Here is a 25922-nt window from a genome sequence, read left to right as displayed (position 1 = left end):
GGAAGATCAGATGACAACCGTCGATCCCGATTTCACCGCCGCCGAAGCCCGCGAGGCCCGCAAAGCCCGGCTTTTCACCCGCATCAACACCGCCGACAAATGGTTTCAGGTGCTGGGCCTCAGCTGGGCGACCCCGGTATTGAAAGCCGCCGCAGGTGACAACCCCAAAGCGCAGATGAAGGAAATCTGGCGTCTGCTGGTGGTGCCGCTGATCGCCATCGCCGCCTTCCTGATGCTTTGGGCCACAATGGCGCCCAAGGTGCAAACCTCGCTGGGGGCCGTGCCCGGCCCGGCGGAAGTCTGGGTCGAGGCCGTCAACCTGCACGAAGACGCCATCGCCAAGGCCGCCAAGCGCGACAAATTCGAAACCATGGTGGCCGCGCGCAATGAAAAGATGATTGCTGCGGGGCGCCCCGAGGACGTTAAGAACGTCGCCTATACCGGCGCGCCGTCGTATTATCAGCAAATCTGGACCTCGATCAAAACCGTGTTCTTTGGCTTTGTGATTGCCACCGCCGTTGCCGTGCCTTTGGGCATCGCTGCTGGCCTGTCGCCCACCGCAAACGCCGCGATCAACCCGCTGGTGCAGATCTTCAAGCCGGTGTCGCCGCTGGCCTGGTTGCCGATTGTCACCATGATCGTCTCGGCGGTTTACGCCACCAACGACGGCATGTTTTCCAAGAGCTTCCTGATCTCGGCCATCACCGTCACGCTCTGTTCGCTCTGGCCCACCCTGATCAACACCGGCCTCGGCGTGGCGAGCATCGACAAAGACCTGATCAACGTCTCCAAAGTTCTGAAAATGAACACCTGGACCAAGATCACCAAGCTGGTTCTGCCCTCTGCCCTGCCGCTGATTTTCACCGGGTTGCGCCTGTCGCTCGGGGTTGGCTGGATGGTGCTGATCGCCGCTGAGATGCTGGCGCAGAATCCCGGTCTTGGCAAATTCGTCTGGGATGAGTTCCAGAACGGCAGCTCCTCGAGCCTCGCCAAGATCATGGTCGCAGTGCTGACCGTTGGCATCATCGGCTTCCTGCTCGACCGGGTGATGTTCGCGCTGCAATCGCTTTTCACATTCTCGAACAATCGCTGATCCGCGCCCAAGCGGCGGTAGCGCCAGAAAGGATAACAGATGAGTATTCTCAAGTTCGACAATGTCTCCAAAAGCTTCGGAGAAGGCACCGAGGCCACCCCGGTTTTGCAGAACATTAACCTTGATGTGCAAGAAGGCGAGTTCCTCGTGCTTCTGGGCTTTTCGGGCACCGGCAAGACGACGCTGATCAACCTGATGGCCGGGCTCGACACCCCGACCAAGGGCAGCGTCACCTTCAAGGGCAAGACAATCACCGGCCCCGGCCCCGAACGTGGCGTGATCTTTCAGAACTATTCGCTGATGCCCTGGCTGACGGTGCAGGGCAATGTGATGCTGGCGGTTGATACGATCTTCCCCGGCATGCCCAAGGCGGAAAAGGCCGAAAAAGCCGCGCATTACATCAAGATGGTCGGGCTGGCGCATGCCACCCACCGCCGCCCTGCCGAACTGTCTGGCGGGATGCGCCAGCGGGTCAATGTGGCGCGGGCGCTGGCGATGAACCCCGAGGTCCTTCTGCTTGATGAGCCGCTGTCAGCGCTTGATGCGCTGACCCGTGCCAACCTGGCCGATGAGATCGAGGCAATCTGGGACGCGGACAAAAAGACCTGCGTGCTGATCACCAATGACGTCGACGAAGCGATCATGTTGGCCGACCGGATCATTCCGCTTAACCCCGACGGCACGCTGGGCGACGAATTCCGCGTCGACATCCCCCGCCCGCGTGAACGCACCGAGATGAACCACCACGACGGGTTCAAAGCGTTGCGCGCGAAAGTCACCACCTACCTGATGGACGTGGGCATTGAATCCAAGGTCGAAGGCAGCCGCATCCTGCCCAGCGTGACGCCGGTGCATGGCGTGCCAAAGGCCGTCAAAGACGCGCAGGACGGCATGATCGAGGACCGGTTCCTCGACTTTTCCCAACTGCACAAGATCTACCCCACCCCCAAAGGCCCGCTGACCGTGGTCGAAGATTTCGACCTCAAGGTGAACCGGGGCGAGTTCATCTCGCTGATCGGGCACTCGGGCTGTGGCAAATCCACCGTGCTGACCATGGCCGCTGGGCTCAACAGCATCTCCAAAGGCGCGATCCGACTGGATGGCTATCACGTTCAGGGCGCTGATCCCGAGCGCGCGGTGGTGTTCCAGTCGCCCAACCTGTTTCCGTGGCTGAGTGCGCGGGAGAACTGCGCCATCGGCGTCGACAAGGTGTACCCGAAAGCGTCGCAGGCCGAGCGTCAGGATGTGGTGGAATACTACCTCGAACGGGTCGGTCTGGCCGATGCGATGGACCGCTCGGCCAATGACATGTCCAACGGCATGAAACAGCGGGTCGGCATTGCGCGCGCCTTTGCGCTGTCGCCCAAACTGCTGCTGCTTGATGAGCCGTTTGGCATGCTCGACAGCCTCACCCGGTGGGAGCTGCAAGAGGTGCTGATGGAGGTCTGGAGCCGGACCAAAGTGACCGCCGTTTGCGTCACCCATGATGTGGATGAGGCGATCCTGTTGGCCGACCGCGTGGTGATGATGACCAACGGCCCGCAGGCCACAATCGGCCGCATCGTCAACGTCGATCTGCCCCGCCCGCGCACCCGCAAAGCGCTGCTTGAGCACCCCGATTACTATGCCTACCGCGATCAGGTTCTGAGCTTCCTTGAGGAGTACGAACACGGCGCGACCGGCAAATCCGACACTGCCAAGGCAGAGGCCGCCGCGCCCCAGACCACGCCCGGCACACCCGATAAGAAGGAGGCCGCATGATGGATGCGCTGATCGAACAAGACGCCCGGACCTTTATTCAGGTCACCGAATATTGGGTGCCCGAAGATGGCAAACTGGTGCTCGCCGGGGGCAACTACGGCGACCTTGACGACTTCGCAAAAGCCTCGGGCAAGACCAGCTTTGAAAAGGGCGAAGGCCTGCCCGGCAAGGCCTGGGCCGAGGCGCGCCCGGTGGTGTTCAAAGGCTTTGACCCGGCGACCTTCCTGCGCGCCGAGGCTGCTAAAAAGGCCGGTCTGACCAGTGCCGTCGCGGTGCCGCTGTTTGACGGCGAGACGTTGAAATCGGTGCTGGTGGTGCTGTGTGGTGACAGCGAAGACCGCATTGGCGCGATTGAATCGTGGAAAGGCGCGGACAGCCTTTTGACGCTCGACGACGGCTATTACGGCGCGGCGAAACATTTCGAATTCGTCTCAAAGCATACGCAGTTCCCCCGTGGTCAGGGCCTGCCCGGCGGTGTCTGGGCCTCGAACACCCCGATCCTGATGCGCGATCTTGGCCAGGGCTATGCCTTTGTCCGGTCCGAAAGCGCGGGCAAGGCGGGGCTGACCACGGGCCTCGGACTGCCGATCCCGGTGCCGGGGGATGAGACCTATATCCTCACCCTGCTGTCAGCGCGCGGCACCCCCATCGCGCGGCGATTTGAAATCTGGGATGCACGCGCCGCCAAGGTCGGCAAGACCAACAGCGCAGTGCTGATCGACGGCATCTGCGCCAAGGAAGGCCCGCTTTGGACCGGCGAGGCGGAAGAGCCGCGCAAGGTCGCCGCATGGCAGGGGCTGATTGGCCGCGCGCTCGGCACCGGGTTGCCGGTGGTCGAACACGGCACCCCAAGCATTGCTGCCGGCAACCGCGAAATCGTTGCCGTCCCGATCCATTCCAAAGGCGAACTCTCCCACATCGTCGCCTGGTATTCCTGAAAGGAAACGACATGAAAAAGCTCGTCGTTATTGGCGCTGGTATGGCGTCCGGCCGGGTGCTGGAGCATCTGTTCGAAACCGACCCCGAGGCCTATGAGGTCACTCTGTTCAACGCCGAACCGCGTGGCAACTATAACCGCATCATGCTGTCGCCCGTGCTGTCGGGCGAGAAAAGCTATGCCGAGATCGTCACCCATGACGAGACTTGGTACGCCGAGAACAACGTCACTTGCCGCTTTGGTGAATCGGTGGTTGGCATCGACCGCGACCGCAAAGTTGTGATCGGTGAGACCGGCGAAGTGCCGTATGACAAGCTGCTGTTTGGCACCGGCTCTGCGCCGTTCATCATCCCGGTTCCGGGCAAAGACCTGCCCGGCGTGATCACCTACCGCGATCTTGATGACACCAACGCGATGATCGAAGCCTCGGGCAAAGGCGGCAGCGCCGTGGTGATCGGCGGCGGCTTGCTTGGTCTCGAGGCGGCGGCGGGCTTGGCCCAGCGCGGCATGGAAGTGACCGTTCTGCACCTGATGGGCCACCTGATGGACCGCCAGCTTGACCCCGCAGCGGGCTATCTGCTGCGCAAGGATCTTGAACGCCGCGGCATCACCATCAAGACCCAAGCTTCGACCAAGGCGATCCTTGGCGATGGGCGTGTCGAGGCGGTTCTGCTTGACGATGGCGAAACATTGCCCGCCGATTTGGTGGTGATGGCTGTCGGCATCCGCCCCGAAACCCGGCTGGCGAATGACGCCCATCTCGAGGTCAATCGCGGCATCGATGTGAACGCGCAATTGCAGACCTCGGACCCCGATATCCTTGCGGTTGGGGAATGTGTGGAATTCGACGGGCAGCTCTTTGGCCTCGTCGCGCCGCTGTATGACCAAGCCAAGGTTGTCGCCGCCACGCTGCTTGCTCAACCCGGCGTTTTCATCCCCAAGGAGCTGTCGACCAAGCTCAAGGTGACGGGCTGCGATCTGTTTTCCGCCGGTGACTTTGCCGATGGTGACAACCGCGAAGACATCGTGTTCCGCGACCCGGCGCGCGGCGTCTACAAACGGCTGGTGATCGAAGACGACAAGCTGGTTGGCGCGGTGATGTACGGCGACACCGCCGACGGCAACTGGTTCTTTGGCATGATCAAAGACGGCACCAACATCGACGAGATGCGCGAAACGCTGATCTTTGGCCCGAGCTACCAGGGAGGTGCCTCGGTGGACCCTCTCTCAGCCGTTGCAGCATTGCCGCTTGATGCGGAGATTTGCGGCTGTAACGGCGTTTGCAAAGGCACCATCGTGCAGGCGATCGAAGGCGGTGCCACCGATCTGGGCGCAGTAAAGGCCAGCACCAAGGCCAGCGCCTCTTGCGGGACATGCACCGGGCTGGTCGAGCAGGTGCTTCAGGTCACGCTGGGCGACAGTTTCCAGATGCCCGCGACGCAGAACATCTGTGGCTGTACCGATCTCAGCCACGAAGATGTGCGGCTTTTGATCAAGACCAAAGAGCTGAAATCGCAACCTGCGGTCTGGCAAGAGCTGGGCTGGACCTCGCCCAACGGCTGTCATGTGTGCCGCCCCGCGATCAACTATTACCTGCTGGCCGATTGGCCGGTCGAGTATCAGGACGATCCGCAAAGCCGCTTTATCAACGAACGCAAACACGCAAACATCCAGAAAGATGGCACATTCTCGGTTGTGCCTCGGATGTTTGGCGGCATGACCACGCCGAACGAACTGCGCGCGATTGCCGATGCCGCCGACAAATACAAGGTGCCGACCGTGCATGTCACCGGCGGCCAGCGGATCGACCTTTTGGGCGTCAAAGGCGAAGACCTGCCCGCAATCTGGGCCGATCTCAACGCCGCTGGCATGGTGTCGGGCCATGCCTATGCCAAGGGTCTGCGCACGGTGAAAACCTGCGTTGGCAAGGATCACTGCCGCTTTGGCACGCAGGATTCCACCGGCCTTGGCATCAAGCTGGAGAAACGGCTCTGGGGGTCGTGGACGCCGCATAAGGTCAAGCTCGCGGTGTCGGGCTGTCCGCGCAACTGTGCCGAGGCGACCTGCAAGGACATCGGTGTGATCTGTGTCGATAGTGGCTATCAGATCGGCGTCGCGGGCGCGGCAGGCATGGACCTGAAGGAAACCGAACGGCTGGCGGATGTGGCCACCGAACAGGAAGCGCTCGATCTGGCGGCGGCCTTTATGCAGATCTACCGCGAGAACGCCAAGTATCTGGATCGGCCGTACAAATGGGTCGCCAAAGTCGGGCTCGACTGGGTCAAGGAGCGCGTGGTTGACGATCTCGACGAACGCGCCGCCCTGATCGAACGCTTTGAACTGTCGCAATCAATCTATCGCAAGGACCCGTGGGAAGTGGAGGTCACCAAAAAGGCCGAGCAATACACCCCCCTTGCCGATCTTACTCTGGAGGCTGCGGAATGAACTGGCTCGATATCGGACAAATCGACGACATCCCCCTGCGCGGCGCGCGCGTGATCAAGACCAAGGTGGGCTGTGTGGCGCTGTTCCGCACCGATGTGGCCGAGGTGTTCGCCACTTCTGACCGCTGTCCGCACAAAGGCGGGCCGCTGAACCACGGCATCGTACACGGGCAATCCATCACCTGCCCGCTGCACAACTGGGTGTTTGACCTTAATACCGGCGAGGCCCAGGGCGCAGACGCGGGCCGCATCGCGACCTATCCGGTGCGGGTCGAGGCGGGGCGCATCCTGATCGACACCACGAAGCTTGCGCAAAGGAGTGCCGCGTGATGACCGACCGGGGCGCATGTGAGACGAAATCAACATGCCCCTATTGTGGCGTGGGATGTGGCGTCATTCTAAGCCCGGATGGAGCGGGCGGTCTGGACGTGCGAGGCGATCCGGACCACCCCGCCAACTTTGGCCGGCTGTGTTCCAAAGGCGCGGCGCTGGGCGAAACCGTAGGGCATGAGGCGCGGCTTCTGGCCCCGCAGATCAGCGGGCAGGACACCGATTGGGACCGCGCTCTTGGTCTGGTGGCCAAGCGGTTCAGCGATACCATTGCCCGTCACGGGCCGGATTCGGTGGCGTTTTATGTCTCGGGGCAATTGCTGACCGAGGATTACTACGTCGCCAACAAGCTGATGAAAGGCTTCATCGGTTCGGCCAATATCGACACGAATTCAAGGCTTTGCATGGCCTCAACTGTGGCTGGCCAGAAACGCGCCTTTGGCAGTGACACCGTGCCCGGCACCTACGAAGACCTCGACGACGCCGATCTCGTGGTGCTGGTCGGGTCAAACCTGGCGTGGTGCCACCCGGTGTTGTACCAGCGTCTGCTGGCCGCCCGCGCGCGCCGTGGCACACGGATCATCGTGATCGATCCGCGCCGCACGGCAAGCTGTGACAGCGCTGATATGCACCTTGCTTTGGCCCCCGGCAGTGACGTCGCGCTGTTCAATCGGCTGCTGGTTGAGATTTACGAAGGCGGTGCCTTTGACAAGGATTACCTGCGCTCTGTCGATGGTTTTGACGCGGCGCTCCGGTCGGCCTATGCCGACAACGCGGCTGTCACCGGACTAAGCGACGCCGAAATTCGCGCCTTTTGCCAGCTGTGGCTCAGGACCGAAAAGGTCGTGACCGTGTTCAGCCAAGGCGTCAATCAATCCAGCGCCGGGGCTGACAAGGTCAACGCGATTATCAATTGCCACCTTGCCACCGGCCGCGTCGGCAAGCCCGGCTCTGGCCCGTTCAGCGTGACCGGACAACCCAATGCGATGGGCGGGCGCGAGGTGGGCGGTTTGGCCAATATGCTCGCCTGCCACCTCGATCTTGAAAACCCCAGCCACCGCAGCGCGGTGCGCGGCTTTTGGCAGGCCCCCGCCATGCCCGAGGCTCCGGGGCTCAAGGCCGTCGACATGTTCGAAGCCGTGGCGGATGGCCGGATCAAGGCGCTGTGGATCATCCACACCAACCCCGCCGTCACCCTGCCCGATGCCAACCGCGTGCGCGACGCGATCAAGGGCTGCGACTTTACGGTGGTCTCCGACATCACCGCCGAGACCGATACCGCCCGGCTGGCCGACGTGCTGTTGCCCGCCACCGCATGGGCCGAGAAATCCGGCACCGTCACCAACTCTGACCGCACCATCAGCCGCCAGCGCAGCGTTCTGCCTGCCCCCGGCATGGCGCGCGCCGATTGGGATATTCTGGCCGACGTGGGCCGCCGCATGGGCTGGCGCGAGGCGTTTGATTACGAGACCCCGGCCGAGATTTTCCGCGAATACGCCGCACTCTCGGGCATCGCCGGGTACTTCGGGCGTGACTTTGACATTTCGGCCCTGCGTGGCCTTGAGGACGCGGAATATGACGCGCTTGCCCCCGCGCGCTGGCCACTGACCATCCGCCGTCAGGGTGGCCGGTTCTTTGCCGATGGCAAGTTCTTTCACGAAGATGGCCGCGCCAAGATGCTGCCCCTGCGCCACCGCCCGCCCGAGGCGCGCACCGCGCCGCGCTTTCCCTTCCGGCTCAACACCGGGCGCATCCGCGACCAGTGGCACACCATGACCCGCACCGCCCTGAGCCCCCGGCTGTCGGCGCATCTGGCCGAGCCGTTTCTCGACATCCACCCGGCGGATGCCGCCGAACTCGGGCTGGGCGCGGCCGATCTGGTCACACTCACAAGCCCGCATGGCAGTGGCATTCTGCGCGCCCGGATCACCGCCGATGTGCGCAAGGGCGATGTGTTTGCCCCGATGCACTGGACCGGCGAAACCGCCCCCTCCGCCCGGATTGATGCGCTGGTTGCGCCCGTGGTTGATCCGGTGTCGGGCCAACCCGAAAGCAAGGCCAGCGTCGTTGCCATCGAAAAGCTTGAGGCCGAATGGTACGGCTTTGCGGTGTCTGCCAGTGCGATAACGCCGGAGTGCGCCTATTGGGCCCGCGCCCGCACCACCACCGGATACCGCGCCGAACTGGCCGGGACCGACAAAGTCACCGATTGGGAGGCCAAGGCCCGCGCTTTGTTTGGGCTCGACAGCGCCGAGGTCACATCGGTGATCGACCTGCAACGCGGCGTTGCCCGGCTTGCCTTCTACCAAAATGGCACGCTCTTGGCCGCGCTGTTCATCGCGCCCAGCCCGGTTGCGGTGATGCGCGACTACCTCACCACCCTGCCCGGTGCCGACGCGCCTTATGTGCTGACCGGGGTCACCGCCGCCGACCAGCCCGATCCCGGCCCGGTGCTGTGTTCGTGCTTTTCAGTCGGGGTGAACACCATCCTGAGTGCGATCGAAACCCAAGGGTTGATCAGCGTCGAGGCGATTGGCGCAGCCCTCGGCGCGGGCACCAATTGCGGCTCGTGCAAACCGGAACTGGCCGATCTTTTGGCCCGGTTCGACACCCGCGAGGCAGCAGAATGAGCCTTGCTCCTTATGTGCGCATTCTGGGCCGTGGCCCCGGCCGGTCGCGGTCTTTGACTTTGGATGAGGCGCAGGCCGCGATGGCGCTGATGCTGTCGGGTGAGTCCGCGCCCGAGGCAACCGGTGCGCTGTTGATGCTGTTGCGGATGAAGGGCGAAACGCCGGAGGAAATCGCAGGCTTTGCCCGCGCCGCCGCGAAGTCCTTGCCGCCCCTGCCCCGCCCCGATCTCGACTGGCCGTCATATGCCGCCGGGCGCACACGCGGGCTGCCGTGGTTCCTGTTGTCGACGCGGCTGGTGGCGCGGGCCGGGCACACGGTTCTGCTGCACGGTTTCAACGGTTCGGACGGCGCGGTGCGGGCCGGGCTGGACGCGGCGGGCATTGCGAGGCTGAACGATGCGAGTGAGGTTGAGGCCGCGTTGCGGGGCACCGGCGTCGTCTATCTGCCGCTGGAACAGCTCTCGCCGCCGTTGTTTAAGTTGCTGAAACTGCGCGATACGTTTGGCCTGCGCTCTTGCGTCAACACCGTCTGCCGCATGTTCAATCCCGGCAATGCCGAGGCCAGCGTGCAAGGCGTGTTCCACCCGTCGTATCGCGGATTGCAGAGCCAGGCGGCGCAGTTGCTCGGACTGAAAAGCCAGACCGTGATCAAGGGCGGCGGCGGCGAATTTGAACGCCATGTCGCAAAGGACATCGCCACCTATGGCCTGCGCAACGGCGATCATTGGCAGAGCACCGCCGCCGCCTTGATCGCTGACACCCGCAGGCTTGACGATGGCACCGATGATCCCACCCGCCTTGCCGCGCTTTGGGCTGGCGACCTCGACGATCCGTTTGCCGAAGCGATTGTGATCGGCACCGCCGCACTGGCGCTCGACACGCTCGGCCATGCGCACCCCGAAGAAATGGCAGGCCAACTCTGGGCCAAACGTAACACGGCACTGGCTGCATGAACTGGCCGCTTGAACTGGCCGCCTGAAGGAGACTGACATGAAAAGCTTTCCCATGTTCATCCGCACCACCGGACGTCGCGTGGTCATTGCGGGCGGCGGCGAACAGGCAGCGCAAAAGGCGCGGCTGATGCTGAAAACCGACGCGCAGATCGTGCTGGCCGCGCCCGAGCTGGACCCCGAATTGCAGGCGCTGGTGGACGAAGGCCGCGCCACCCATCACGGCGGGCCAATCACGGCGACGCTGTTTGAAGGGGCGGCGATGGGCTTTATCGCCACGGGGTGTCCGGGGTTGGACAGCGCGTTGCACGGCGTGGCCAAAGCGGGCGGATGCGCGGTGAATGTGGTCGACCGGCCGGATCTGTGTGACCTGACAACGCCCTCGCTGGTGGACCGTGACCCGGTTGTGGTGGCGATTGGCACCGAAGGAACGGCCCCGGTTTTGGCCCGCCAGATCAAGACGCAAGTTGAGCAAATGCTCGCACCCAATCTTGGCGGTCTGGCGGCCTTTGCCGGGCGGATGCGCGCCGCTGTGGCGCAGCGCGTGCCGCAAGAGCAACGCCGCGCCTTTTGGCGTTGGGTATTTGCCGAGGCACCGCGCAAAGCCTGGACCCGTGGTGCCGAACGCGAGGCAGCGAATGCGCTGAAATCTGCGATTGCCGCAGGCCGCGCGCCGGATGCAGAGGCAAGCGGCTCCATCGCTTTGGTCGGGGCTGGCCCCGGTGCGCGTGATCTTTTGACCCTGCGCGCGGTGCAGCGGATGCAGGAAGCGGATGTGATTTTCTATGACCGGCTGGTCGACGAAGAGATCCTTGAACTGGCCCGCCGCGATGCAGAGCGGGTGTATGTTGGCAAGGTTGTCGGCGCGCATGCCTGGCCACAGGAGCGGATCAACGCGGTGATCGTGGCGGCGGCTTTGAAGGGGCAGCGGGTGGTGCGGCTCAAATCCGGCGATCCCGGCATCTTTGGCCGCGCGACAGAAGAGATCGAAGCGGCGGGCGGCGCGGGCATTCCGGTTGAGATCGTGCCCGGCGTCACTGCCGCCTTTGCCGCCGCCGCCAGCACCGGCCGGTCGTTGACCGAGCGCGGCGTGTCGGACACGCTGATCCTGACCACCGGCACCTGCCGCGAGGGCGACGCCCTGCCCGATTGCGCCCGCCACGCCGCGCCGGGCACGACGCTGGCGCTTTACATGGGCGTGCGGCAATCGGCGCGGATCGTGGCGGGGCTGCGCGCGCGCGGCATGCCCGGCACGGCGCGGGTGTGTGTGGCGGTTGAGGTGTCAAAGCCGGGGGAACGTCATTTCGATTGCACGCTCGACACGCTGACCGAAACTTTGCAAACGGCGAGCGTTCAGGGAGTGGCCACGATGTTGGTCACATGGCCGAAGACCGGCGCTGTGGCGGGGTATGGCCTGCCGCGGATGGCGCTTTCGGCGTAGAGGTTTTGCCCACAGGTAAGCTTAGGGCCTTTGCCCGCAGGTAAGATTGGGGGCTTTGCCCGCAGTAAGGTCTTGGGGGCTTTGCCCCCGGGCTTTCAGCCCTCCCCCAAGGTATTTTCAAACAGAAGAAGCCTTTGGGAGAGGGTATTTGAGGGTTAGTCCGGGATCGTTTGGGCGAGGCGTTGCAGGAGCGTGTCGCGGGTGACGACGCCCAAGGGTTGGCCATCGGCGGCCACGGCGATTTCCTGCACCTCGTCCGAGAACATCGGCACCAGATCGTTGATCGGGGTTTCGGGGCCAACTTCTGGCCCGCCTGCCTGCGCGTCTGGCTGGCCCGGCACCATCATGTCTTGCGCACAGAGCACGCCGAGCGGGTTCATATGCGCCACGAATTCCGCCACATACTCCGTCGCCGGATTTGAGAAAATCTCGCGCGGGGTGCCGCATTGCACAATCCGCCCGCCTTCCATGATGGCGATGCGGTCGCCGATCTTGAAGGCCTCGTCGAGGTCGTGGCTCACAAAGATGATCGTCCGGTTCAGCCGCTCTTGCAGGTCGAGCAACTCGTCCTGAAGCCGGGTGCGGATCAGCGGATCGAGCGCGGAAAACGGCTCGTCCATCAGCAAAACCGGAGCCTTGGTGGCAAAGGCGCGTGCCAGCCCGACGCGCTGCTGCATGCCGCCCGAAAGCTCGCCCAGCTTGCGGTCGGCCCAGTCCGACAGGCCGACCAGCGCCAGCTCTTCTTCGGCGCGGGCATTGCGCTCTTCGCGCTTCATGCCGCCCAGTTCCAGCCCTAGCACCACATTGTCGCGCACGGTGCGCCACGGCAGCAGGCCGAATTGCTGAAACACCATCGCCACATGGTTCAGCCGCACATTGCGCAGGGTTTTGGCGTCGGCGTGGGTGACATCGACCATTTCGTCATTGCAGCGCACCCGCACTGCGCCGCGCACCACCGGGTTTAGCCCGTTGACCGCGCGTAGCAGTGTCGACTTGCCGGACCCGGACAGGCCCATCAGCACAAGGATCTCGCCTTCCTTGACGTCGATCTTGCAGTTGTGCACGCCCAGAACCTGACTGGTCTGGGTCTGGATTTCGGCCCGTTGCATGCCCTTGTCCATCAGCGGCAGCGCCTCGTCGGGCCGTGAGCCAAAGACGATGGAAACGTTATCAAATTCTACGGCGTTCATTTGCGGTCCACCCTCAGCATACGGTCCAACATGATGGCAACAACGACGATGACAAAGCCGCTCTCAAACCCCAATGACGTGTTCACCTGATTGAGTGCGCGCACCACCGGCACGCCAAGCCCATCGGCCCCCACCAGCGCAGCAATCACCACCATCGACAGCGACAGCATGATCGTCTGGTTCAGCCCGGCCATGATCTGGGGAAAGGCATAGGGCAGCTCGACCTTGAGCAGCTTTTGCCGGCCCGTCGCGCCAAAGGCATCCGCCGCTTCCAGCAGGGAATCCGGTGTGGAGGTCACCCCAAGGTGGGTCAGCCGGATCGGCGCGGGCACCACAAAGATCACCGTGGCGATCAGGCCCGGCACCATGCCGATGCCGAAAAACACAATCGCGGGAATGAGATAGACGAAGGTTGGCAAGGTTTGCATCAGATCCAGCACCGGCCGCATCCAGGCATAAAGCCGGGGCCTGTGCGCCACCGCGATGCCCACCGGCACACCGATCCCCATGCAAACCACACAGGCCGACAGCACCAGCGTCAGGCTCTCGGTGGTTTCCTCCCAATAGCCTTGGTTGAGGATGAACAGGAAGCCGAGAACCACAAAGGCCACGACCTTCCAATTGCGCTGCAACACCCAGGTCAACCCGGCGAAAAACGCAATGATGATAAGCGGATGCGGCGATTGCAGCACCCAGAGAATACCCTCGATCATCGCGTCCAAACCATCCGACATGCCGTCGAAAAACCACGCGCCATAGGTTTGCATCAAATCGAACACCCAAGCGGCGCTTTTGCCCACGGGGATCTTGTTATCGGTCAGCCAGTCCATGCGCGATGTCCTTGATTGCCTGTTGTGTCATGTGATGTCACTCTTGCCTCGTTTCCGCAGGAGAAGTTCCGATGAGTGAGTTGATTTTCTACACCAACCCGATGTCGCGCGGGCGCATTGTCCGCTGGATGCTGGAAGAGATCGGAGCGCCGTATGAGACGCGCATCCTGGCCTATGGCCCCGAGATGAAATCGCCCGCGTATCTGGCGATCAACCCGATGGGCAAGGTGCCCGCGATCCAGCACAAGGGCCGCAGCGTTACCGAGGCGGCGGCGATCTGTGCCTATCTGGCTATGGCTTTCCCCGAAGCGGGGCTTGCGCCCAACGACACCGAGCGCGCCGATTTTTACCGCTGGATGTTCTTTGCCGCCGGTCCCGGCGAGGCGGCGATCACCAATGCTGCGTTTGGCTTTGATCTGCCCGACACCCCCGAGGCGCGTGGCCGTGCGGGGTATGGCAGTCTCGACAATGTTGCCGATGCGCTGGCCGGGCTGCTGGCCGATGGGCGCGACTATGTGACAGGCGCGCGGTTCACTGCGGCGGATGTCTATGTCGGCGCTCAAATCATCTTTGGGCTGCAATTCGCCACCCTGCCCGAGCGTCCGGGCTTTGCCGATTACGCCAAGCGGCTGACCAGCCGCCCGGCGCATATGCGCGCCACCGAGATGGACAATGCCGTGATGCCCAAGCCCGAATGACGCACAGGTCGCAGGCCCCCACCACCCGGCGGGGGCCTTTCTTCTGGATCGCGTGGAAATCACTCCAGCGAGGCTTTCACAGCCGCCATTGCATCACCACCGTCTTTGGTGGTCACACCGTCAAGCCAGCCGTCAAGTGCGCCCATATTGGCCGAGAGCCATGCCTTGGCCGCGTCTTCCGGCGCTTCGCCATCGTCGAGGATTGCCGCCATGATCTCGTTTTCCATCGCAAGCGTGAATTCGAGATTGTTCAACAGCTTACCCACGTTCGGGCAGGCATCGACATAGCCAGCCGAGGTGTTGGTGTGCACGGTTGCGCCGCCCAGATTGGGGCCAAAGTAATCGTCGCCACCGGTCAGGTAAGACATCTCGAAGTTGGCGTTCATCGGGTGCGGTTCCCAGCCCAGAAACACCACCGGCTCGCCCCGGCGATCGGCGCGCGCCACCTGAGCCAGCATCCCCTGTTCGGAGCTTTCGACAACTTCAAAACCGTCGAGACCAAAGGCGTTTTCCTCGATCATCGACAGGATCAGACGGTTGCCATCATTGCCCGCTTCGATGCCGTAAATCTCGCCTTCAAGCGCATCCATATGGGTGGCGATGTCGGCAAAATCCGCGATCCCTAGATCGGCGGCCACCTTGTTGACGGCCAGCGTATATTTCGCGCCTTCCAGATTGGTGCGCACGGTGTCAACCGTACCGGCCTCACGATAAGGCGCGATGTCGGCCTCCATCGTTGGCATCCAGTTGCCAAGGAATACGTCGATGTCGCCCTTCGCGAGCGAGGTATACGTCACCGGCACCGAGAGCACCTTGATATCGGTCTCATAGCCCAGCGCCTGAAGGATGGTTGTCGTGGCGGCGGTGGTGGCGGTGATATCGGTCCAACCGACATCCGCAAAGTTCACTTCTTCGCAATCCGCGAATACCGGCCCCGCAAGGCCAAGCGCCAGCACCGATGCCGTCATCTTGAGTTTCATGTCGTCGCACTCCCCGTTTTTTGTTGACTGACCAGTCAATCAATAACATATGTTTCTAAAACCGCAACACCGGAGCGACCAATGCCCAAAGTCGGAATGGAGCCGATCCGCCGCGAGGCTTTAATACTGGCGACTATTGCCGAGATCGGAGCCAAGGGCACGCTTGATATTACGGTGTCGGCAATCGCGCGCCGGGCGGGTGTCTCTTCGGGGTTGGCGCATCACTACTTCGGCGGCAAGACCCAGATCTTTCTTGCCACGATGACCCATATCCTCAAGACCTATGGCCGCGACACCCGCGCCGCCCTGCGCAACGCCACGGATGCCAAAGCGCGGCTTGTTGCCATCGTCGGATCGGGGTTTTCCGAGGAAAACTTTCGCCCTGCGGTGGTGGCGGCCTGGATGAACTTCTACGCGCTGGCGCTGTCGTCGCCCGAGGCCGCGCGCCTGTTGTCGATCTATCAGCGGCGGTTGCGGTCCAACCTGCGCCACGCGCTGCGCCCGCTTGTGCCCGACCCCGAGGCCGCCGCCGAGCGTTTGGCGGCCCTGATCGACGGGCTTTACCTGCGCGAGGGGCTTAACCCGAGCGAAACCAAACACCGCCATGCTGCCGAGATTGCCATGGCCCACATCGAGATTGAACTGAAAGGAACGGCACAATGAGCCTGCCCGACACCCACCCCGAAGCACAGCCGAAAGCCAGCCACTTCGTTGGCGGTTACTACATCGAAGACGCCTCTGGCGACGCCATCGACGTGGTGTATCCCTTCACCGGCGAGCGCATTGCCACTGTCCACGGGGCCACTGACAGCATCGTGGAACAGGCCATCGCGGCGGCGGTTGTCGCGCAAAAAGACTGGGCCGCGCGCTCTGGCACCGAACGTGGCCGGGTGCTGCGCCGGGCCGCCGACATCATGCGCGAACGCAATCATGAGCTAAGCCAGCTTGAGACGCTCGACACCGGAAAGCCCTATCAGGAAACCTCGCTGGTGGATGCCACCTCTGGGGCCGACGCTTTGGAATATTTCGGCGGTTTGGCCGGGTCTTTGACCGGCGAACACATCCAGTTGGGCGAAGACTGGGCCTATACCGTGCGCGAGGCTTTGGGCGTGTGCGCCGGGATCGGGGCATGGAATTACCCCACCCAGATCGCCTGCTGGAAGGCCGCCCCGGCGCTGGCCTGCGGCAATGCAATGGTGTTCAAACCGTCGGAAACCACCACGCTCTGCGCGTTGAAAGTGGCGGAAATTCTGGTCGAGGCCGGTGCGCCTCCGGGCCTGTTCAACGTGATCCAAGGGCGCGGCGATGTGGGTGCAAAGCTGATCTCCGATCCTCGGATCGCCAAGGTATCCCTCACCGGATCGGTGCCGACGGGCCGCAAGGTTTACGCCGCGGCCGCCGCGGGCATCAAGAACGTGACGATGGAATTGGGCGGCAAATCCCCGCTGCTGATCTTTGACGACGCGGTGCTGGAGGATGCGGTATCGGGCGCGATCCTCGCCAACTTCTATTCTTCCGGCCAAGTCTGTTCCAACGGCACCCGGGTCTTTGTGCAAGCCGGGATTTACGACGCCTTTGTGGCGCGTCTGGCCGAGCGTTTGAAGGGCGTGAAAACCGGCGATCCGATGAATTCCGAGGTGAACTTTGGCCCACTGGTCAGCGCCGATCAGCGTGACAAGGTGCTGGGATACATCGAAAAAGGCAAAGCCGAAGGCGCGCGCCTTGTCACCGGCGGCACGGCGATGGACGGCCCCGGTTTCTGGGTCGCGCCCACGGTGTTTGCCGATGTCACCGACGACATGACCATCGCGCGCGAAGAGATTTTCGGCCCGGTCCTCTCGGTGCTGAAATTCGACGATGAAGCCGAGGCGATCACCCGTGGCAATGCCACCGAATTTGGCCTCTCTGCCGGGGTGTTCACCACCAACATCACCCGCGCCCACCGTGTGATCCGCCAGCTTGAGGCGGGCAGCTGTTTCATCAATTCCTACAACGACGCCCCTGTCGAGGTGCCCTTTGGCGGGTCCAAGATGTCGGGCGTCGGGCGCGAAAATGCCAAGGCCGCGATCGAGCACTACTCCCAGCTCAAATCGGTCTTTGTCCGCATGTCGCAAATCGAGGCACCGTTCTGATATGAAAGCCGAATATGTCATCGTTGGCGCAGGCTCGGCCGGTTGCGCCATGGCGTACCGTCTGACCGAAGCCGGCCATTCGGTGATTGTTATCGAATACGGCGGCACCGACGCGGGGCCGTTCATCCGCATGCCGGGCGCGCTGAGCTATCCGATGAACATGAAGCGCTATGATTGGGGCTTTCAGTCCGAGCCTGAGCCGTATCTCGGGGGCCGCCGTCTGGCCTGTCCGCGCGGCAAGGTGATTGGCGGATCGTCGTCGATCAACGGCATGGTCTATGTGCGCGGGCATTCCGAGGATTTCGATCACTGGGCCAGCCAAGGCGCTGCGGGGTGGAGCGGTGCGGATGTGCTGCCCTATTACCGGCGCATGGAGAACTGGCACGCCAGCGGCCATGGCGGCGACCCCGAGCGGCGCGGGACAGACGGCCCGCTGCATGTCAGCCGGGGCAGTCGCAGCAACCCGCTGGTCAAGGCCTTTGTCGAGGCCGGGCGTCAGGCGGGGTATGAAACCACCGACGATTACAATGGCGCGCAGCAAGAGGGCTTTGGCCCGATGGACAGCACCATCCACAAGGGCGAGCGGTGGTCGGCGGCTTTGGCCTATCTCAAACCGGCGCGCGCGACCGGGCTGTGCACCGTGGTGCGAGGGCTGGCATCGCGCGTGGTGATCGAAAATGGGCGCGCCACGGGGGTGGAGCTGCAACGGCGCGGTGCGCAAGAAGTCATCCATGCCGAACGTGAGGTCATCATCGCCGCCTCCGCGATCAACTCGCCCAAGCTTCTGATGCTGTCGGGCATCGGCCCCGGCGCGCATCTGTCGGCGCTTGGCATTGATGTGGTGGCCAATCGGCCCGGCGTGGGGCGGAATTTGCAGGACCACCTGGAGCTTTACGTGCAGATGGCCGCGACCCAGCCGATCTCGCTGTTCAAATACTGGAACCTGCCGGGCAAGGCCTGGGTCGGGCTGCAATGGCTGTTGTCCCGCTCTGGCCCCGGTGCTTCGAACCAGTTTGAAAGCGCGGCGTTCATCCGGTCGCGGGCCGGGGTGCGCTATCCCGACATTCAGTACCATTTTCTGCCGATGGCGGTGCGCTACGATGGCAAGGCCGCAGCCGAAGGCCACGGGTTTCAGGCCCATGTCGGCCCGATGCGCTCGCCCTCGCGCGGCACGGTTGCGCTACGCTCGGCTGATCCGACCGAGGCCCCGAGCATCCAGTTCAACTATATGTCCCACTCGAAGGATTGGGAGGATTTTCGCACCTGCATCCGCCTCACCCGTGAGATTTTCGGGCAAGACGCCTTTGCCCCCTACGCCGGACACGAGATCCAGCCCGGGGCCGCAGTTCAGAGCGACGCCGAGCTTGACGATTTCATCCGCGAACATGTGGAAAGCGCCTATCACCCCTGCGGCACCTGCCGGATGGGGGCGGCGGACGATCCCGGTGCAGTGGTCGACCCCGAGGCACGGGTGATCGGCGTCGATGGGCTGCGGGTTGCGGACAGCTCGATCTTTCCACGCATCACCAATGGCAACCTGAACGGGCCGTCGATCATGGTAGGCGAGAAAGTGTCGGATCACATCCTCGGCAAGCGTTTGGCCGCCGAAAACGTCGAACCCTGGATCCACCCGCAGTGGGAGACCGCCCAACGTTGATCCTTGGCGGGACCAAAATCCATGATGGATTTTCACCGATTTATCGATTAATCGGGTCCCGCCTAGGCTGTCTGTCCCGCGCTCAGCCGCCGCCAGCGGGTGGTGCGGCGTTCGATGGTCTGCAACACCAGATATTCCAGCGCCAGCATCACCACCACGAAAGACAGCGCATAAGCCAGCACGTAGCCGGTCTCAAACAGCTGGAAATACAGGTGGATCTGAAAGCCGATGCCGTCGGACCGACCGAGAAACTCCACTACCAGCACAATCTTCCAGATGATCGCCAACCCGTTGCGCATCGCCCCCGCCAGATAGGGCCAAAGCTGCGGCAGCAACACATGGCGCAGCCAGCGCGCGCGCCCCATGCGAAACACCCGCGCCATATCGTTCACCTTGGGGTCAATCGCCTGCACGCCTTCGCGCAGGGTCACGGCCACCATCGCGGTCTTGTTCACCGCCACCGCCACAATGGCGGCGGTTTCGTTAAGCCCGATCCAGAGATAGCACAGCACAATCACCACCAGCGCCGGGATCGTCTGAAACACCACGATCCAGGCGCCAAACCAGCGGTTAGCCCGCAGCGACAGCCCCAGCGCCACGCCAATCACAACCCCCAGCCCCATCGCCAGCGCAAAGGCCAGCGCCACCCGGCGCAGCGTCGCGCCCAGATGGTGCCACAGCGCGCCATCCTTCGCCTGCTCCGCCGCGATCCGCCAAACCTCGGCCGGGGCGGGCATCACCGTCGGGTCCGCCGTCCACCAGGCCGACAGCTGCCACAGCGCCACCAGCGCCGCGAGCGAAAGCGCCAGAATCGCCGCCGGGTGAAGCCGTGAGGGGAAGTCGTTCTGCATGCCGTCACTTTGCCATGCCCCGCAGGCCCACGCGCTAGGACTATCGTCGCATTCCCGCCGCACGCCACGCGCCATATCGTTTGCCCATGGGAGAGTTTCGCCGAATTGCCGCGCTTGCGGCCACATTGTGCTGCGCGGCTTTGGCCGCTTTGGCCGAGCCGTTGCCGCGCGAAACGATTGCCGATCTCGTAGCCCCGCCGATGGAGCTTGGCCCCGCACTCGATGACAACGGCCTGTATTCCCTGCTGAATTCCGGCGGGGCCGAGGCCGGCTATGTGTTTCAGACCGAGCCCCTCGCCCCCCTGCCCGGCTTTTCCGGCGCGGCGATCAACGTACTGGTCACGATGGACCTTGAGGGCCGCTTTCTTGACATGCGCCTGCTCGAACACAACGAACCGATCTTTGTCTCCGGGCTGGGCCAAGCGCCGTTTCATGCGTTTTTCGAGCAATACCCCGGCCTGTCGATCAACGATTCCCTTGTGGTTGGCTCGCCCTATGGCGCGGGTGCGGGCGGCTCATCACTGATCTATCTCGACGGGGTGACCAAGGCGACCGCCTCGGTGCGCATCGCCCATGAAAGCATTCTGGCCGCCGCCTTGGCCGTGGCGCGCGACAAGCTCGGCCATGTCAACGCGGGCCCGCCCGCCTATCCCAACCCCGGTTTTACCGAAGACCTGACCTGGGCGGATCTGGTGGAACAAGGGTTGGCGCGCAATCTACGCCTGACCAATGCCGAGATCGACGCCAAGTTCGCCGGCACCCTCTGGGCCGATGACGATCCCGAAGCGCAAGGCGATCCCGACGGGCTTTACCTTGATTTCTGGGTGGTGGACATCGGGCCGAAAAGCATTGCCCGCGCTGCTCTGTCGGACGACAGCTATGATGATCTGCAACGGTTTCTTGAGATTTCGCCGAACGAAGAGCCGCTTCTGGTGATCGAGGCCGCGCGGCATGGGCTAGTCTCTGAGGACTTTGTGCGCAACACCGCGCCGGATTGGATCGGGATCGAGCAGAACGGCTTTCCGGTGGCGTTGCGCGATGGCGATCTGATTGTCGGGCTGCACGATGACCTGCCGGATGCGCTGCATGACGCCGCCGATTTTGGCGCGGCGCTGATCCTGCGCACCGACCGGCGGCTGGGGTTTGATCCGGCCTCGGACTACACCCTGCAGATCGCCGCCGTGCGCGAACATGGCATGTTCCAACCCGAGATTGGCACCGAGACCCTGACGCTGGATCACACCACAGATGCGCGGTTTTTCTCCCGCCCCGAGGTGGTCAAACCCTCCCCGCCGTGGCTGGATGCGCTGCGCAATCGTAGTGGGGATATGATCGGTCTGGCGGTGTTTCTGACGGTGCTGCTGGTGCTTATCGGGCCGGGGCAAAAGCGGCTGGCGGGGCATCGCCATTTCACCGCGATTCGGCTCTCGATCCTTGCCGCTGTCACCGGGTTCATCGGCTGGTGGGGCCAGGGGCAACTGTCGATTGTCACGCCGCTCGCCACCCTGCGCACCGCGATGGACGGCGGCAGCTTTGCCTTCCTGCTTTACGACCCGTTTTCGCTGTTGATCTGGGCCGTTGCGATCCTTGGTTTTGTCTTCTGGGGCCGCGCGCTGTTTTGCGGCTGGCTCTGCCCGTTCGGCGCAATGCAAGAGTTCACCGGCCACCTTGGCCGCCTCCTCCGACTGCCCCAGATCGAGCCGTCGGCCCGCTGGGACAAGCGCCTGAAATCGCTGAAATACGTCGCCCTTCTCGGCCTCGTCGCCATCGTGTTTCTGGCCCCCGACGCCACCGACAAAGCCGCCGAGATCGAGCCGTTCAAAACCGCCGTCACCACCTTTTTCATCCGCGAATGGTATTACGTTGCCTATGCGGTGTTCTGGCTGGTGCTGTCGATGGTGCTGTACAAGGGCTTTTGCCGCTATGTTTGCCCCTTGGGCGCGGTCATGGCCATCGGCGGCATGCTGCGTGAACGCGACTGGATTCCGCGACGCACCGAATGCGGATCGCCCTGCCAGCTCTGCCGGGTAAAGTGCCAATACGGGGCGATCGAGAAAACCGGTAAAATCGCGTATTCTGAGTGCTTTGGCTGCCTTGATTGCGTGACAATCCATGATGACAAGACCCAATGCGTGCCGCTGATCCTTGCCGCGAAGGGCCGCAACCGAAGGATCGCCGCAGAATGATCACCCGCCGTCGTTTCCTCACAATTTCTGCCGCAATGGCCGCAAGCCCGGCGCTTGCCCGCCCGCACGAATGGCGCGGTTTTGCGCTTGGGGCCGAGGTCTCGGTCACGCTTGATCTGCCCGGTGATCCGCGTGGCCTGACCACCCGAATTGAGGCCGAGCTACGCAGCACTGAAGCCGCGTTTTCGCTCTATGATCCCGGCTCTGACCTCTCACGGCTCAACGCCTCTGGCACGCTCGATCTGACCCCGCATTGGCGCGCCTTGCTGCCGCAGATCGACGCTTTGCACAGCGCGACAAGCGGCCTGTTTGACCCCACGGTTCAGCCGCTCTGGCAGGCCATCGCCCAGCGCAAAGACACCGCCGCCGCACGCGAGCTGATTGGCTGGCACCGGGTGCGCCATGACGCCTCGCATCTGCACCTCGACCCCGGCCAGAAGCTCACCCTCAACGGCATTGCCCAAGGCTATGCCACCGACCGCGTGCGTCAGATTCTCTCCGATGCCGGGCTGACCAAATGTCTGATAAATATCGGAGAACACGGCGCGATTGGCGGCCCCTTCCGGCTGGGTCTGTCCGATCCGGCCCACGGCCACATCGGCCAAATGACCCTGCAAGACAGCGCCATCGCCACCTCCAGCCCCGCCGCCACACCGCTGGGCACAGACGGTCACATCCTGCACGCAGAGGCGCGGCCGCAGTGGTCAACAGTGTCGGTCATGGCCGACACGGCAACGCTTGCCGATGGCCTTTCAACCGCGCTCGCCCTCGCCCCCTTGCCACAGGTCCGCCAAATTGCAAAACGCGCCGATATGCGGCGCGTTTTGTTGGTGTCGGACACGGGCGACCTCATCACGCTGTAGCGCGCTAGCGCTCTGGCGGTTGATGCGTCAGGCCATAGCTTTCATAAATCGCCGCGATCCGCCCATCCGCAAGCCCGGCATAAACCGCATCATCGACGGCATAGCCCAAAGGCCGGTAGCGGAAGTTCACCCCGACGCCCAAGGTCCAATCGCCGACGGAAAAGCCGACCAAAGGCGGCTGATGCACGCCGATGCCCGCGCTCGCGCCATATTCCAACTGCGCCAGCGGCCCCATCGCCGCCTTAACCTCACCCGAGGCCAAAGCCGCCATCACCCCGGTCATCGTCGGATAGCGGCGGATGTGGGTGGGGCCGACAAGCTGGGTCAGGTAGAAATCCGAAATTGAATCATTTTCGACCGCAACGGTATCAAAGCGGAAATAGGCCGGCACCGGCTTTTCCTCGGGATAGGCGGCCTCGTCATAAGCAATCGCAATCCCTTCGCCCGCGTATTGCCCAGTGAAAACAACCTGTTCCACCCGGCACTTAAACGCGCTGTCATAGGGCACGCGCATCATCACATTGGCAATCTTGCCGCCAATCAGCGCGCCTTGCCACAGGTTGAACCGCAGATCGGCGTCCAAATTCTCCGCCGCCGCGACGAAATGAAACCGGGGCGTTACACCGATCTCTTCGGCAATCAGCTGCGCAATTTCGATGTCCACGCCACGCGGCTTGCCAGCCTCCTCCCACGAATACGGCGGATAGTCCTCATAGACCGCAAACAGCATGTGCCCCTGCTCGATGATCTGATCCAGCTCCTTGCCGACAATATCGCGCGAGGCGTTTTGCGGCTTGGGTTGGGGCACATAATCGGCACAGGGATCGGCGGCCCAAACGGCCTGTGGCCCTGCGATAAGCAGAGCCACGGCCAGTGTTTTCAACGATGTCTTCAGGGATGTTTTCATGCCGCTCAGTTTGCCGCAGAAAGCCCGATGGTCAAGATCTCAGCGGCCTGCTCATAGGCCTCCGGCTTGGCCGACAACAGATTTGCCGCGCGGTAGGCCACCGAATCCGCCACCGGCGCGCCAGACAGCGTTTCGATCTCACCGGCGATTTCCGCCAGACGCGCCTGCGCCCCGGCACTGTCAGCGCCACTGCCATCCGCAGCCCAGCCCGCCAGTTGATCGCGCAGCCCCTTCAGCTCGGGCGTCAGCTCTTCCACCGCATCCTGATCGGGGCGGGTTTCGACATAGGTCCGGATCGCCCAGGCCGCATCTTGGCCGAGCAATTCGCCAAACTCGGGCATCTTGGTGGTGCCGTTCTGGGTATAGCCCTCGCGGAACCGCTCGATAAACCACTCGTCGCCGTATTCTTCGGCCTCAAGAAAGCGCAAATCGGGGGCAAGCCCGCCCGACACCGCCTCAAGTCCATGACAGCGCGCGCAGTTTTGGTTGTAGCCCGATGCGCCGATCTCGATCGCCTCGTTCCAGACCTCTTGGCTCGACGCCTCGACCCGGTAGGGGTTCTCGGTCAGCCACTCATCGCCGGTCTGGGGCAAAGACCCGGTGTCGACGGAGGAAATGCCCAAAGGCAGGCCCGCAGCAAGGACAACCCCGGCCGATCCAGCGATGACAAGCGCCGTAAGCGCGCCCTTTGTTGCAAATCCAAACATGTCTCAACTCCCGATGTTTTGCGTCTTGGGGTGCTTTTACCAGCGCCCCGGACACCGCGGTATAAGACCTTGGTTTCGATCCGGCCCTGTCTCGACCAAAGTCGCATTACCGCCCCGCCGATGCTGATCTAGGCTGAGCCCCAAGGGAGGAGACGGAGATGTTTGGCGAATGGAAATTCTGGGCTGCGGCTGCCGCTGTGGCCTGTGTTCAAAGCCCCGCGCTGGCCGACATCACCGTGCGCATCGCGCATCTGGTGATCGAACAGCCACGCCCTCCGGTCCTGTCCAACCTCGATCCTGTGCCGAAGGATCTTGGCACTGCCGGTGCCGTGCTTGGGCTGGCGGACAATGCCACCTCGGGGCGGTTTCTCGGCCAGATCTATGACCTTACCACGCTGCGCATCCCCGAGGGCGAAAGCCCGCTGCCCGCCGCGAAACAGGCGCTTGCCACCAGCGGCTACCTGTTGCTCGATGGCCCGGCTGATGTGCTGACCACCCTCGCCGATCTGCCCGAAGCGCAGGGCAAACTGCTGTTCAACACCAGTGCTCAGGACGTCGCCCTACGCAGCGAAAACTGCCGCGCCAACCTGCTCCATACCGCGCCATCGTATGCGATGCGCACCGATGCGCTGGCGCAGGTGTTTGTGCAAAAACGCTGGAGCGATGTGGTGATGATCACCGGCACCCACGCCGCCGACCGCGCCTACGCTGCCGCAATGGAACGCTCGCTGGCCAAGTTTCGCATCGATCTCAAGGCGACCAAGGAATGGGCCTTTGACGCCGACATGCGCCGCAACGCCGCGCAGGAAGTGCCGCTGTTCACCCAAGACTTCGGCGACTACGACGCGCTTGTCGTCGCCGACGAAATCCACGATTTCGGCCGCTACCTGCTGTACAACACCTGGGCCGCGCGCCCTGTCACCGGTTCCGAAGGCCTCACCGCCACCGCCTGGGCTCCGGTGGTCGAGCAATGGGGTGCCGCCCAGCTGCAATCGCGTTTTCACGCCACGGCAGGCCGCGACATGGCCCCCGAGGATTACAGCACATGGGCCGCCATCCGCGCCATTGGCGAGGCGGTGACCCGCACCAACTCCGCCGATCCCGCGACGGTGCGCAGCTACATGCTCGGCCCCGATTTCGAACTCGCAGGCTTCAAGGGCCGCCCCCTCACCTTTCGCGATTGGAACGGCCAGATGCGCCAGCCAATCCCGCTCACCCATCCCCGCGCCTTGGTCGCCAGCGCCCCGCTCGAAGGCTTCCTGCACCAACGCAACGAGCTTGACACCCTCGGCCTTGATAAACCCGAAAGCGCCTGCACGCAGTTCGCCCCATAAG

Annotated in this window: 21 protein-coding genes; 15 read left to right on the top strand and 6 right to left on the bottom strand. The window is 63.2% G+C overall.

Annotation, left to right across the window (positions count from 1 at the left end; all coding sequences use genetic code 11):
* Positions 1-10 precede the first annotated feature (10 nt).
* The 8 genes from ACW9UO_RS15695 to cysG are packed head-to-tail and all read left to right on the top strand — an operon-like array spanning position 11 to position 11586.
* Positions 11-1093: an ABC transporter permease gene (locus ACW9UO_RS15695; RefSeq protein WP_457086708.1), complete on the top strand. Its 1083-nt coding sequence runs from the start codon at positions 11-13 to the stop codon at positions 1091-1093.
* A gap of 39 nt (positions 1094-1132) precedes the next feature.
* Positions 1133-2854, top strand: a complete 1722-nt coding sequence (locus ACW9UO_RS15690; protein WP_457086707.1) for an ABC transporter ATP-binding protein — start codon at positions 1133-1135, stop codon at positions 2852-2854.
* On the top strand, positions 2851-3792 hold the full coding sequence (locus ACW9UO_RS15685; RefSeq protein ID WP_457086706.1) for a GAF domain-containing protein: 942 nt from the start codon (positions 2851-2853) through the stop codon (positions 3790-3792). The genes ACW9UO_RS15690 and ACW9UO_RS15685 overlap by 4 nt, the downstream gene beginning before the upstream one ends.
* An 11-nt stretch (positions 3793-3803) precedes the next feature.
* Positions 3804-6236 (top strand): nitrite reductase large subunit NirB, encoded by a 2433-nt coding sequence (nirB, locus tag ACW9UO_RS15680; RefSeq protein ID WP_457086705.1) that lies wholly within the window; start codon positions 3804-3806, stop codon positions 6234-6236.
* Positions 6233-6565: a nitrite reductase small subunit NirD gene (nirD, locus tag ACW9UO_RS15675; protein ID WP_457086704.1), complete on the top strand. Its 333-nt coding sequence runs from the start codon at positions 6233-6235 to the stop codon at positions 6563-6565. Before nirB ends, nirD begins: the two co-directional genes overlap by 4 nt.
* Positions 6565-9195, top strand: coding sequence for a molybdopterin-dependent oxidoreductase (locus tag ACW9UO_RS15670; RefSeq protein ID WP_457088674.1), 2631 nt, complete (start codon positions 6565-6567; stop codon positions 9193-9195). The genes nirD and ACW9UO_RS15670 overlap by 1 nt, the downstream gene beginning before the upstream one ends.
* A complete protein-coding gene (locus ACW9UO_RS15665) occupies positions 9192-10148 on the top strand; it encodes a glycosyl transferase family protein (protein WP_457086703.1) in 957 nt (318 codons plus the stop codon). Before ACW9UO_RS15670 ends, ACW9UO_RS15665 begins: the two co-directional genes overlap by 4 nt.
* Before the next feature lie 37 nt (positions 10149-10185).
* A complete protein-coding gene (gene cysG, locus ACW9UO_RS15660) occupies positions 10186-11586 on the top strand; it encodes a siroheme synthase CysG (protein WP_457086702.1) in 1401 nt (466 codons plus the stop codon).
* Positions 11587-11741: 155 nt separating this feature from the next.
* Here the strand turns inward: cysG and choV are convergent, their stop codons facing one another.
* Positions 11742-12776: a choline ABC transporter ATP-binding protein gene (gene choV, locus ACW9UO_RS15655; protein WP_457086701.1), complete on the bottom strand. Its 1035-nt coding sequence runs from the start codon at positions 12774-12776 to the stop codon at positions 11742-11744.
* On the bottom strand, positions 12773-13606 hold the full coding sequence (choW, locus tag ACW9UO_RS15650; protein WP_457086700.1) for a choline ABC transporter permease subunit: 834 nt from the start codon (positions 13604-13606) through the stop codon (positions 12773-12775). Before choW ends, choV begins: the two co-directional genes overlap by 4 nt.
* A 71-nt stretch (positions 13607-13677) precedes the next feature.
* Here choW and ACW9UO_RS15645 point away from each other — a divergent pair, with 71 nt between their 5' ends.
* Entirely contained in the window at positions 13678-14304 is a 627-nt protein-coding gene (locus ACW9UO_RS15645; protein WP_457086699.1) for a glutathione S-transferase family protein, read from the top strand.
* 59 nt (positions 14305-14363) lie between these two features.
* On the opposite strand, the gene choX is transcribed toward ACW9UO_RS15645, so the two are convergent.
* The gene (choX, locus tag ACW9UO_RS15640) at positions 14364-15284 is read right to left on the bottom strand and encodes a choline ABC transporter substrate-binding protein (RefSeq protein ID WP_457086698.1); all 921 of its coding nucleotides are present in this window, start codon (positions 15282-15284) and stop codon (positions 14364-14366) included.
* An 81-nt stretch (positions 15285-15365) separates the two neighbouring features.
* Here choX and betI point away from each other — a divergent pair, with 81 nt between their 5' ends.
* Genes betI through betA form a run of 3 tightly spaced genes read left to right on the top strand, consistent with a single transcriptional unit; the run spans position 15366 to position 19073 of the window.
* Complete coding sequence (gene betI, locus ACW9UO_RS15635; RefSeq protein WP_457086697.1) at positions 15366-15947, top strand: choline-binding transcriptional repressor BetI; 582 nt, start codon at positions 15366-15368, stop codon at positions 15945-15947.
* Positions 15944-17416 carry a betaine-aldehyde dehydrogenase gene (gene betB / locus ACW9UO_RS15630; protein ID WP_457086696.1) on the top strand — a complete coding sequence of 491 codons (1473 nt, stop codon included), beginning with the start codon at positions 15944-15946 and terminating at the stop codon, positions 17414-17416. The genes betI and betB overlap by 4 nt, the downstream gene beginning before the upstream one ends.
* Before the next feature lies 1 nt (position 17417).
* Complete coding sequence (gene betA, locus ACW9UO_RS15625) at positions 17418-19073, top strand: choline dehydrogenase (RefSeq protein WP_457086695.1); 1656 nt, start codon at positions 17418-17420, stop codon at positions 19071-19073.
* A 62-nt stretch (positions 19074-19135) separates the two neighbouring features.
* Here the strand turns inward: betA and ACW9UO_RS15620 are convergent, their stop codons facing one another.
* Entirely contained in the window at positions 19136-19924 is a 789-nt protein-coding gene (locus tag ACW9UO_RS15620) for an ABC transporter permease (RefSeq protein ID WP_457086694.1), read from the bottom strand.
* 86 nt (positions 19925-20010) lie between these two features.
* Between ACW9UO_RS15620 and ACW9UO_RS15615 the strand changes: the two genes are divergently transcribed.
* Together ACW9UO_RS15615 and ACW9UO_RS15610 are read left to right on the top strand one after the other, a co-directional pair.
* Positions 20011-22110, top strand: coding sequence for a 4Fe-4S binding protein (locus ACW9UO_RS15615; RefSeq protein ID WP_457086693.1), 2100 nt, complete (start codon positions 20011-20013; stop codon positions 22108-22110).
* Positions 22107-22973 carry an FAD:protein FMN transferase gene (locus ACW9UO_RS15610; RefSeq protein WP_457086692.1) on the top strand — a complete coding sequence of 289 codons (867 nt, stop codon included), beginning with the start codon at positions 22107-22109 and terminating at the stop codon, positions 22971-22973. Before ACW9UO_RS15615 ends, ACW9UO_RS15610 begins: the two co-directional genes overlap by 4 nt.
* Before the next feature lie 4 nt (positions 22974-22977).
* Here ACW9UO_RS15610 and ACW9UO_RS15605 read toward each other — a convergent pair whose 3' ends face one another.
* Together ACW9UO_RS15605 and pedF are read right to left on the bottom strand one after the other, a co-directional pair.
* The gene (locus ACW9UO_RS15605; RefSeq protein ID WP_457086691.1) at positions 22978-23880 is read right to left on the bottom strand and encodes a substrate-binding periplasmic protein; all 903 of its coding nucleotides are present in this window, start codon (positions 23878-23880) and stop codon (positions 22978-22980) included.
* A gap of 5 nt (positions 23881-23885) precedes the next feature.
* Positions 23886-24587: a cytochrome c-550 PedF gene (gene pedF, locus ACW9UO_RS15600; RefSeq protein WP_457086690.1), complete on the bottom strand. Its 702-nt coding sequence runs from the start codon at positions 24585-24587 to the stop codon at positions 23886-23888.
* A gap of 158 nt (positions 24588-24745) precedes the next feature.
* Between pedF and ACW9UO_RS15595 the strand changes: the two genes are divergently transcribed.
* Positions 24746-25921: an ABC transporter substrate-binding protein gene (locus ACW9UO_RS15595; RefSeq protein ID WP_457086689.1), complete on the top strand. Its 1176-nt coding sequence runs from the start codon at positions 24746-24748 to the stop codon at positions 25919-25921.
* The last annotated feature ends 1 nt before the right edge of the window (position 25922 follow it).

It is taken from the genome of Marinovum sedimenti (assembly GCF_054052205.1).
This window is presented reverse-complemented; position numbering and strand designations above follow the sequence as displayed.

What these genes read in the sequence shown, in the direction of transcription:
- ACW9UO_RS15685 (WP_457086706.1), top strand. Translation starts at nt 2,851, where the DNA reads ATGATGGATGCGCTGATCGAACAAGACGCCCGGACCTTTATTCAGGTC.
- ACW9UO_RS15670 (WP_457088674.1), top strand. Translation starts at nt 6,565, where the DNA reads ATGACCGACCGGGGCGCATGTGAGACGAAATCAACATGCCCCTATTGT.
- ACW9UO_RS15645 (WP_457086699.1), top strand. Translation starts at nt 13,678, where the DNA reads ATGAGTGAGTTGATTTTCTACACCAACCCGATGTCGCGCGGGCGCATT.
- cysG (WP_457086702.1), top strand. Translation starts at nt 10,186, where the DNA reads ATGAAAAGCTTTCCCATGTTCATCCGCACCACCGGACGTCGCGTGGTC.
- nirB (WP_457086705.1), top strand. Translation starts at nt 3,804, where the DNA reads ATGAAAAAGCTCGTCGTTATTGGCGCTGGTATGGCGTCCGGCCGGGTG.
- ACW9UO_RS15610 (WP_457086692.1), top strand. Translation starts at nt 22,107, where the DNA reads ATGATCACCCGCCGTCGTTTCCTCACAATTTCTGCCGCAATGGCCGCA.
- betA (WP_457086695.1), top strand. Translation starts at nt 17,418, where the DNA reads ATGAAAGCCGAATATGTCATCGTTGGCGCAGGCTCGGCCGGTTGCGCC.
- choW (WP_457086700.1), bottom strand. Translation starts at nt 13,606, where the DNA reads ATGGACTGGCTGACCGATAACAAGATCCCCGTGGGCAAAAGCGCCGCT.
- choX (WP_457086698.1), bottom strand. Translation starts at nt 15,284, where the DNA reads ATGAAACTCAAGATGACGGCATCGGTGCTGGCGCTTGGCCTTGCGGGG.
- ACW9UO_RS15665 (WP_457086703.1), top strand. Translation starts at nt 9,192, where the DNA reads ATGAGCCTTGCTCCTTATGTGCGCATTCTGGGCCGTGGCCCCGGCCGG.
- betI (WP_457086697.1), top strand. Translation starts at nt 15,366, where the DNA reads ATGCCCAAAGTCGGAATGGAGCCGATCCGCCGCGAGGCTTTAATACTG.
- choV (WP_457086701.1), bottom strand. Translation starts at nt 12,776, where the DNA reads ATGAACGCCGTAGAATTTGATAACGTTTCCATCGTCTTTGGCTCACGG.
- ACW9UO_RS15595 (WP_457086689.1), top strand. Translation starts at nt 24,746, where the DNA reads ATGTTTGGCGAATGGAAATTCTGGGCTGCGGCTGCCGCTGTGGCCTGT.
- ACW9UO_RS15695 (WP_457086708.1), top strand. Translation starts at nt 11, where the DNA reads ATGACAACCGTCGATCCCGATTTCACCGCCGCCGAAGCCCGCGAGGCC.
- ACW9UO_RS15615 (WP_457086693.1), top strand. Translation starts at nt 20,011, where the DNA reads ATGGGAGAGTTTCGCCGAATTGCCGCGCTTGCGGCCACATTGTGCTGC.
- pedF (WP_457086690.1), bottom strand. Translation starts at nt 24,587, where the DNA reads ATGTTTGGATTTGCAACAAAGGGCGCGCTTACGGCGCTTGTCATCGCT.
- ACW9UO_RS15690 (WP_457086707.1), top strand. Translation starts at nt 1,133, where the DNA reads ATGAGTATTCTCAAGTTCGACAATGTCTCCAAAAGCTTCGGAGAAGGC.
- betB (WP_457086696.1), top strand. Translation starts at nt 15,944, where the DNA reads ATGAGCCTGCCCGACACCCACCCCGAAGCACAGCCGAAAGCCAGCCAC.
- ACW9UO_RS15620 (WP_457086694.1), bottom strand. Translation starts at nt 19,924, where the DNA reads ATGCAGAACGACTTCCCCTCACGGCTTCACCCGGCGGCGATTCTGGCG.
- nirD (WP_457086704.1), top strand. Translation starts at nt 6,233, where the DNA reads ATGAACTGGCTCGATATCGGACAAATCGACGACATCCCCCTGCGCGGC.
- ACW9UO_RS15605 (WP_457086691.1), bottom strand. Translation starts at nt 23,880, where the DNA reads ATGAAAACATCCCTGAAGACATCGTTGAAAACACTGGCCGTGGCTCTG.